Source organism: Streptomyces hirsutus (genome assembly GCF_001418415.1).
In the GTDB taxonomy this organism is placed as follows: domain Bacteria; phylum Actinomycetota; class Actinomycetes; order Streptomycetales; family Streptomycetaceae; genus Streptomyces; species Streptomyces hirsutus.
Window position 1 is genome coordinate 1 of sequence record NZ_LIQT01000037.1, and the last position, 7,348, is coordinate 7,348.

The window sequence follows — 7,348 nt, forward strand, 5'->3', positions numbered from 1 at the left end:
CTAGGACGACGGCGAGGTAGAGCCAGCCTTGATCGGTGGGGACGTAGGCGATGTCCGCACTCCAGCGCAGGTTCGGCGCGCTCGCGGTGAAGTCGCGGCCGATCAGGTCGGGGGCGGCCGTGGCCTGCCGGTCCTGGCGGGTGAGCGAGGCCCGGCCGGTGCGGCGGTGCACGCCGGTCAGCCCGGCCTTGCGCATCAGGCGGGCGACGCGCTTGCGCCCGACGGACAGGCCGTCGATCTCGCGCAGGTCCGCATGGATGCGCGGGGCTCCGTAGGTTCCGTGGGACCGCTCGTGGTGCCCGCGGATCTTCTCCGTGAGCTCGGCGTCCCCTCCCGCCGGCGGCGGGAGGGGACGCGGTCCCTCCAGGCGTAGTAGCCCTGCCGTGACACACCCAGCAGCCGGGCCATCAGGGAGACGTCGTGGTGTGCCGTGTTCTCGTCAATCAGCCGGCAGCAGATCACCGGCTGGTCTCCCGGACGAAGAAAACCGTGGCCTTGCGGAGGATCTCCTTCTCCTCGCGCAACTGCTTCACCTCGCGGCGCAGCTGGGCGAGTTCCTCCTTCTCGTCGCTGGTCAAGCCGGGGCGTTCCCCGGTGTCCATCCGGTCCTGGTTGGTCCAGGTCCGGATGGTCTGGGCGGACGGCTCGAACTCCTTCGCCAGCTCCTCCGGCGACCGGCCGGCCCGGACCAGCTCGACTATCTGGCGACGGAACTCCGGCGGGTAGGCCGGACGCGTCCTTGGCACGATGAACTCCTCCTTGCGGGACCCAGTGTCCCAAAGCAAAAGGTTGTCCATCAAACCGGGGCAACTTCACTGCTGGGCTACCACCAAATCGGCGACGACTACCTGGCCGACCCGCCACGGCAGACCCACCGTCAAGATTATTTGAACTGCTAACCGCTGTACCGATCTCAACCCCGGGCTCGGGGTGAGTCGACTGTCCACAGTGGACTCGACGGTGTTCTCCGACCTGATGGACCTCGATGACGCCCACCGGTACGTCGCCGACATGCTCGCCGGCATGGACGTCCGGTACGACCTGGGCGACGACCACCGGCTCGTCGGCACCCTGTGCCCGGACATGAAGTTGACGCTGGAGCGGCCCGACCCGGACGTCGTCACCGCGGTGACCCGGTCGGCGGACCTGCTGCGTGAGGGTCGTGGGCTCCTGCTCGACCTCGTCGACCGCGCGGAGGCCCGCGACGCCGCGGCCGCGTGGACCGGACGGGTCAACACCGTCACCGCCCGCACGGACCGGGTGGACGTCGACGCGTTGCTCATCCGGCCCGACGGCTGTGTCGCCTGGGCCTTGCCTACCGGGCAGGACCTCGACGCCACCACGCTGGTGCGTGCGCTGGGCACATGGTTCGGCCAACCGGCCTGAGCACCGTATTAACAGTCGTCTCAGGTTCGCTCCGTATGAAGTAGGCATCCAGATAAGCGATGCAACCCGTATGTAGGAGGCTAGTGATGGCAGTCAACGCAGCGCCGTCCGGGCAAGCGCCGGCCGGTCGGTTGGCAGGCCGGTGGGTGCCATGGTTGGTGATTGGCTTGTGGCTGGTGCTGGCGGCGGGCATGGTGCCGCTGAGCGGAAAGTTGAGCTCGGTCACCACCGACAGCGCCGTAGACACCCTGCCGGCCAGTGCCGAGTCCACCAAGGTGGCGGCGCTGGACGACAGTCTCCCCGGCGGTGACAACAACACGTTCGTCTTCGTGTACCACCGCGCCGGCGGCATGACCGACGCCGACCGCGCGACGGTCGAGCGCCACTACGACACCCTTGCCAAGCGGTACCCGCCGAAGGCGACGGCGGCGGCCGGCGAGGACGACGAGGGCTCACCGGCGAGCCTCTCCACCGACCGCAAGGCGATGATGTTCACCCTCGAGGTGAGCACGGCCTACGGCGCACCGGAGGAGATCGTCGGCCCGTTGCGTGACGCCGCGAAGGACCGCCCCTCCGGCCTGGAACTCGACGTGACCGGCCCGGGCGCGATCGACGGCGACATGGATGCCGTCTTCGACGGCATCGACGTGCAGGTCCTCCTCACCACCATCGTCGTCGTCACGCTCCTGCTCATCCTCACCTACCGCAGCCCGGTGTTGTGGATCATCCCGCTGGTGGCCGTTGGCGCGGCCGCACTGACCTCGATGGGGACCGTCTACCTGCTCGTCAAGGGCTTCGGCATCGTGGTCAACGACCAGAACTCGGCGCTGCTGACGATCCTGGTGTTCGGCGTCGGCACTGACTACGCGCTGTTGCTCATCGCTCGATATCGGGAGGCACTGCACCACCATGAGAACGTTCGGGTCGCGATGGTCCACGCGCTACGCGGCGCGGCGCCGGCCATCGTCGCGTCCGCGGCCACCGTGGTCGCCGGCCTGCTCTGCCTGCTCGTCGCGGACCTGAACAGCACCAGCGGGTTGGGCCCGATCGGTGCGGCCGGCATCTTGTGCGCGCTGGTGGCCATGCTGACGCTGTTCCCGGCGGTGCTCGTGGTGCTCGGCAGGCGGATCTTCTGGCCGGCCATCCCGCGGTTCAGCACGGCCGTGGAGGAGAAGCCGGGGCTGTGGGGACGGCTCGGCACCGCTATCAGCCGCCGCCGGTGGGTGGCGACGCTCGGCTCGCTCGGAGTCCTCGGCGTGCTCGCCCTCGGGCTGGCGGGCAACACCGGCGCCCTGCGGGAGCAGGACCAGTTCCTGTCCGCGCCGGAGTCGGTCACCGGCTTCACCGTTCTCCGCCAGCACTTCCCGGAGCTCGGCGGCCAGCCGATGACGATCTTCACGCGGCCGGCGCACCAGGAGCGGGTGCTCGACATCGTCAAGGACACTCGCGGTGTGGCCCTGGCCATCCCGGAGCAGACCAGCGGTGGCTGGGCCAACATCTCCGTGTTCCCGAAGGACGCGCCGGACACCGTCGCAGAGTACGACACGATCAAGCGGGTGCGCACCGCCGTGCACGCGGTGAGCGGGGCGGAGGCGATCGTCGGTGGGCCGAGTGCGGAGAACCTCGACACCGAGGTGACCACCAAGCGCGACGAGAAGCTGGTGATCCCGCTGGTGCTCGTCGTCGTCCTGATCGTCCTCGGGCTGCTGCTGCGCGCGGTCCTGGCCCCGCTGGTCCTGATGTCCACCGTGATCGTCTCATTCGCCGCAGCCTTCGGCGGCAGCGTGTTCGTCTTCGACACGATCCTCGGGTTCAAGGGTGTCGACTCTTCGGTGCCGCTGCTGGCATTCCTGTTCCTGGTGGCGCTCGGCATCGACTACAACATCTTCCTGGCCAGCCGGGCCCGGGAGGAGACCGTGCGTCTCGGCACCAGAGAGGGCATGCTCAGAGCCCTCTCGGCCACCGGTGGCGTCATCACCTCGGCAGGCCTGGTCCTGGCGGCCACGTTCGCGGTCCTCGTCACACTTCCGCTGGTGATGCTGATCGAGGTCGGGTTCCTGGTGGCCTTCGGCGTGCTGCTCGACGCCCTGCTGGTGCGGTCGGTCCTGGTGCCCGCCCTCACCTTGCTGATCGGCCGGCGGATGTGGTGGCCGAGCCGGCTGTCCCGTCCAGCGGCGGAGCTGCCGGGCGGTCAACAGCCGCTCGCCGACGACGAGGAGCCCGCGCTGCAACGGTGAGCGCGGCGGCACGGACGAGTTCCGGGACGGGCCCCAGGCCCGTCCCGGATTTTCATGGGCCCGACGGTCGCCGCCCTTTGGTCCTGCGCCGCGCCGCCGGGGCTGGGGTCGGCGCATCGCGGTGTCCTGCCCCGGCGGTGAGCCGCGCGGGGCCATGCCCGAGGGCCGCCGTCCCTTGTCCTGCGCCGCGCCGCCGGGGCGGGTCAGCGCACCTCGGTGTCCTTCCCGGCGGTGAGCCGCGCGATCGGGGCGGGCGGGGCCGCGGCCGGAAGGTCGACCCGAAGCAGCGCGCCACCGCGTGCGGAGCGGGCGACGGTGGCCCGGCCGCCGTGGGCGTCGACGACCCGCTGCACGATCGACAGCCCCAGACCGGATCCCGGCAACGCCCGGGCGCTGTCGGCACGGTAGAACCGGTCGAACACCCGCGGTACGTCGGCGGCGTCGATGCCCGGCCCGGCGTCGTCGACCTCGAGCACCGCCGACGCGCCCTCGGCACGGAGCCGGACCTGGACCGGCTGGTTCGCGGGGGACCACTTGCCGGCGTTGTCGATGAGGTTGAGCACCGCCCGCTCGAGCGCAGCGGGACGCCCGCTCACCCACACAGAGGTCACGTCGAGCGCGACCTCGATGTCGGGCACGCGGGAACGCGCCCGGGTCGCGGCGGCCACCACCACGTCGGCGAGGTCGAGCACCTCGGTGCTCTCGTCGCTGACGGCACCGCGCGCCAGGTCGGTCAGCTCGGCGGCAAGGGTGCTCAACTCGGCCACCTGGGCGCCGAGATCGTTGAGCAGCCGGGTCCGGCTCTCCGTCGGCAGTGCGCTGTCCAGGGTGCCGCGCCGATCGAGCCGGATCAGCAGCTCGACGTTGAGGCGCAGGCTGGTGAGGGGGGTCTTGAGCTCGTGGGCGGCGTCCTCGGCGAGCAGCCGCTGGGCCCGCCGGGAGTTCCGGAGCGCGGCGAGCATGTCGTTGATCGACTGGATCAGCCGCCGGATCTCCCCACCGCCCTCATCCGGGATGTCGGCGTCGAGATCCTGGGTGTGCGCGACACGTACCGCGGCGGCGGTCAGCCGGTCGATCGGTGTCAGCCCGGTCCGCGCCACGGTCCGCCCGACAAGGGCGCCGCCGACCACGCAGAGCAGCCCGATCAGCAGCATGCCAAACCCGAACCGGTTGATCGGGCTGTCGTCGACGACGCGGGCCACCTGGACCGCGCCGTCGCCCGCCCGCAGCGTGTAGATGAGGTAGCCGTCGTCGTCGCTGTCGTTCGACTCCATCAGGTCGGCCGACGCGCCCTGCGCCACGCGCCCGGCGTGCTCGCTGACCGGGGGCAGCGCGGGTTGGCCGGCCGGCGTCCGGATCGAGCCGTCGGGCAGGATGACCCGCACCAGCCGACCGGATCCGGGATACGGCGGTAGCTGGACCTGTGCCAGACCGGCGCGCTCCGCGTTCGTCGCCAGGACGCGGGAGTCGGCGCGTAGCTGATTCTCGGCGGTGTCCTGCAGCTCCCAGTCCAGTAGCTCGCTGGCCACCTGGAAGGCCGCGAACACGCTGACCGCGATGGCCGTCGCCGCGATCACCGTCAGCCTGGTCCGCAGGGACCGCCGGCGCCACCATCGGGTCAGCCGGCGCGGTTCCCGGCCGGCGGGCCTGCTCACGGAGGAGTCTCCCGCAACGTGTATCCCAGGCCGCGCAGCGTGTAGATCAATCGCGGCTCACCCTCGGCCTCCATCTTGCGGCGCAGGTAGCTCACGTATACCTGGAGGTTGTTGGCAGTGGAGCTCATGCCGAAGCCCCAGATCGCCTCGAACAGCACGTCGCGGGTCAAGACCCGGGTCGCGTTCCTCACGAGGACCTGCAGGAGGGAGAACTCGGTCCGGGTCAGGTGCAGCGGCCGCCCGCCCCGCCACGCCTCGAACCTGTCGGGATCGAGCCGGACGTCGGCGAACGACAGGATCTGCGACTCCTCGTCGGTCGGCGTGCGCCGGCGCAGCAGGGCCCGCACCCGGGCCAGCAACTCCTCGGTGGCGAACGGCTTGGGCAGGTAGTCGTCGGCGCCCGCGTCCAGCCCCGCGACCCGGTCGGAGACCTGGTCACGGGCGGTCAGCATCAGCACCGGCAGATCCCGACCCGCGGCCCGCAACCGCCGGCAGGTCTCCAACCCGCCGAGGTGGGGCATCATCACGTCGAGGAGCAGCAGATCCAGCGTGTCACCGCTGGCCCCACCGACCCCGTCGAGCACGGCGAGACCGTTGGCGACGGTGCTCGTGTCGTAACCCTCGACCTGGAGCACCCGCTCCAGCGACTCACGGATGGCCACGTCATCATCCGCGATCATGATCCGCACGCCGGCCCGCCCCCTTCCAGTCGATGTTTTTGCCGCTCATTGTCCCCGATCAACCTGAGGCCAGGATTAGAGCGTCGCTGGGGACCGCGCTCTTACGGATACCTAAGAAATGGAACCCACCGTCGGCTCATGAGCAGGGGAGGACCAGATGACCAGCATCGCACCCAGCAACCAGACAGTAGATCCTCAGATCCTCCGCGCCGGTCACGGGCGCTCGGCGTCCCCAGGTGGCTCCCGCGCCCAACCCTCATCATTCTGCGGCTGCTGCCATTGATCCCGGTGCTCCTGGTGACCGTGCTGCTGGCCGCTGCGCTCACCGGCGACGACGGCGCCGTGGCCACGCTGAAGCAGAATGCTATCGGCGTCCACCGTCAGGACGGTCGCACCAACATCGCCGCCGCCCTCCGCCACCGCCCGCGACTGCCGTAGATCCCTGACCGCCCTCGGCCTCACCGGATGAATCCGGACAGATCTCGATCATGCAAGGGACCCTGCTGCCGGGTATCACGGCCGAAGTCCCAGGCTTGATCATCATGGCCCGCGAGACTTACGACGACGCAGCCGCCGAAATCCGGGAACTGCATGCCCGGCGCTCCCACATCCAGGTACGCACCTACGACTGGCTGATGCGCATCAACGAATCCCCCGACCCTCTGCGCCGAGACGCCCCCGACCAACGCCTTCGGCTCGCTTGAAACCAGCGGTCCCTCTGCAAGCAGCGTCAGCCTGGAAAGACCGAGGCCCTGGCGTTCTCGATGGAGTGCAGAAGGCACGGCTTCATCGGGTACGCCGGCCGGTCAGCCCGAAAGCCCACGGGCGTGCCTGCCGAGCCAACGGGCCGTGCCGGGGCAGTTGGTCGTGGCAGCCTGTTCCGTCCCGGAGAGGAGGGATGTGCTGTGCGTCATGACGCTCGTTTGACGCTCTAGTCTCCCGCAGGCGGGACAGCGAGCCGAGAAATGGCCTCTGACCTGGCCTTTTCCGAGACCCGCTCAAGCCGACATCTTTCCGATGACGTCGCACGTGGAGTGCGTGGCNNTGAAGTGTGCCGTATTCCGGACGAACGTCTCTGACCTGCGGTTTCGGCCAGTGACGTGGAGGTGACGAAGCGTCGTGCCACCATTTCCGCAGGGACGGCGCACGGCAGTCTCGACGCTCACGTGACGCTCGTCCTGATGGCGTGTCAGGCTAGTGATCCCAAAGCGCTGCCCGCCTGCCCATTGCGGCGGCGACGTCTTTCCCGGGCAGTACGGGAAAGCGCTGGGGCGGACGGGCGGGGTCGAGGTCGGTGAAACGGGGCGGCAGATCGACGGAGAGCGCATCCGGTCGGCAGATCTGCACATGACGTCCGGTTACAGCGTCGATCGCGCGACCGGGCAGGGCG

General features: G+C 69.8%; 8 protein-coding genes and 2 pseudogenes. 4 read left to right on the plus strand and 6 right to left on the minus strand.

Annotation, left to right across the window (positions count from 1 at the left end):
* The 3 genes and pseudogenes from AOK11_RS44430 to AOK11_RS02980 all read right to left on the minus strand — a co-directional run.
* A pseudogene (locus AOK11_RS44430) lies at positions 1-196 on the minus strand (hypothetical protein); the annotation flags it as partial.
* A gap of 24 nt (positions 197-220) precedes the next feature.
* Positions 221-367: pseudogene (locus tag AOK11_RS46600) on the minus strand (IS3 family transposase); the annotation flags it as partial.
* 91 nt (positions 368-458) lie between these two features.
* Positions 459-746: an IS3 family transposase gene (locus AOK11_RS02980; protein WP_055592054.1), complete on the minus strand. Its 288-nt coding sequence runs from the start codon at positions 744-746 to the stop codon at positions 459-461.
* 202 nt (positions 747-948) lie between these two features.
* Here AOK11_RS02980 and AOK11_RS02985 point away from each other — a divergent pair, with 202 nt between their 5' ends.
* Both AOK11_RS02985 and AOK11_RS02990 read left to right on the plus strand, forming a co-directional pair.
* The gene (locus AOK11_RS02985; protein ID WP_055592049.1) at positions 949-1,386 is read left to right on the plus strand and encodes an aromatic-ring hydroxylase C-terminal domain-containing protein; all 438 of its coding nucleotides are present in this window, start codon (positions 949-951) and stop codon (positions 1,384-1,386) included.
* An 86-nt stretch (positions 1,387-1,472) separates the two neighbouring features.
* Positions 1,473-3,623, plus strand: coding sequence for an MMPL family transporter (locus AOK11_RS02990; protein ID WP_055592050.1), 2,151 nt, complete (start codon positions 1,473-1,475; stop codon positions 3,621-3,623).
* Between the two features lie 203 nt (positions 3,624-3,826).
* On the opposite strand, the gene AOK11_RS02995 is transcribed toward AOK11_RS02990, so the two are convergent.
* Both AOK11_RS02995 and AOK11_RS03000 read right to left on the minus strand, forming a co-directional pair.
* Positions 3,827-5,278 carry a HAMP domain-containing sensor histidine kinase gene (locus tag AOK11_RS02995; protein WP_055592051.1) on the minus strand — a complete coding sequence of 484 codons (1,452 nt, stop codon included), beginning with the start codon at positions 5,276-5,278 and terminating at the stop codon, positions 3,827-3,829.
* Positions 5,275-5,967: a response regulator transcription factor gene (locus AOK11_RS03000; protein ID WP_055592052.1), complete on the minus strand. Its 693-nt coding sequence runs from the start codon at positions 5,965-5,967 to the stop codon at positions 5,275-5,277. Before AOK11_RS03000 ends, AOK11_RS02995 begins: the two co-directional genes overlap by 4 nt.
* A gap of 279 nt (positions 5,968-6,246) precedes the next feature.
* Between AOK11_RS03000 and AOK11_RS42655 the strand changes: the two genes are divergently transcribed.
* Both AOK11_RS42655 and AOK11_RS03005 read left to right on the plus strand, forming a co-directional pair.
* Positions 6,247-6,396 (plus strand): hypothetical protein, encoded by a 150-nt coding sequence (locus AOK11_RS42655; protein ID WP_157869273.1) that lies wholly within the window; start codon positions 6,247-6,249, stop codon positions 6,394-6,396.
* Positions 6,397-6,500: 104 nt separating this feature from the next.
* Positions 6,501-6,662, plus strand: coding sequence for a hypothetical protein (locus tag AOK11_RS03005; protein WP_157869274.1), 162 nt, complete (start codon positions 6,501-6,503; stop codon positions 6,660-6,662).
* Positions 6,663-7,152: 490 nt separating this feature from the next.
* On the opposite strand, the gene AOK11_RS43780 is transcribed toward AOK11_RS03005, so the two are convergent.
* Positions 7,153-7,348 (minus strand): hypothetical protein (locus AOK11_RS43780; protein ID WP_206188762.1); only part of this gene is annotated, 196 nt, incomplete at its 5' end.

Bases quoted from the DNA above. Each gene is read 5' to 3' on its own strand.
- AOK11_RS02990 (WP_055592050.1), top strand. From the start codon at position 1,473: ATGGCAGTCAACGCAGCGCCGTCCGGGCAAGCGCCGGCCGGTCGGTTG.
- AOK11_RS03005 (WP_157869274.1), top strand. From the start codon at position 6,501: ATGGCCCGCGAGACTTACGACGACGCAGCCGCCGAAATCCGGGAACTG.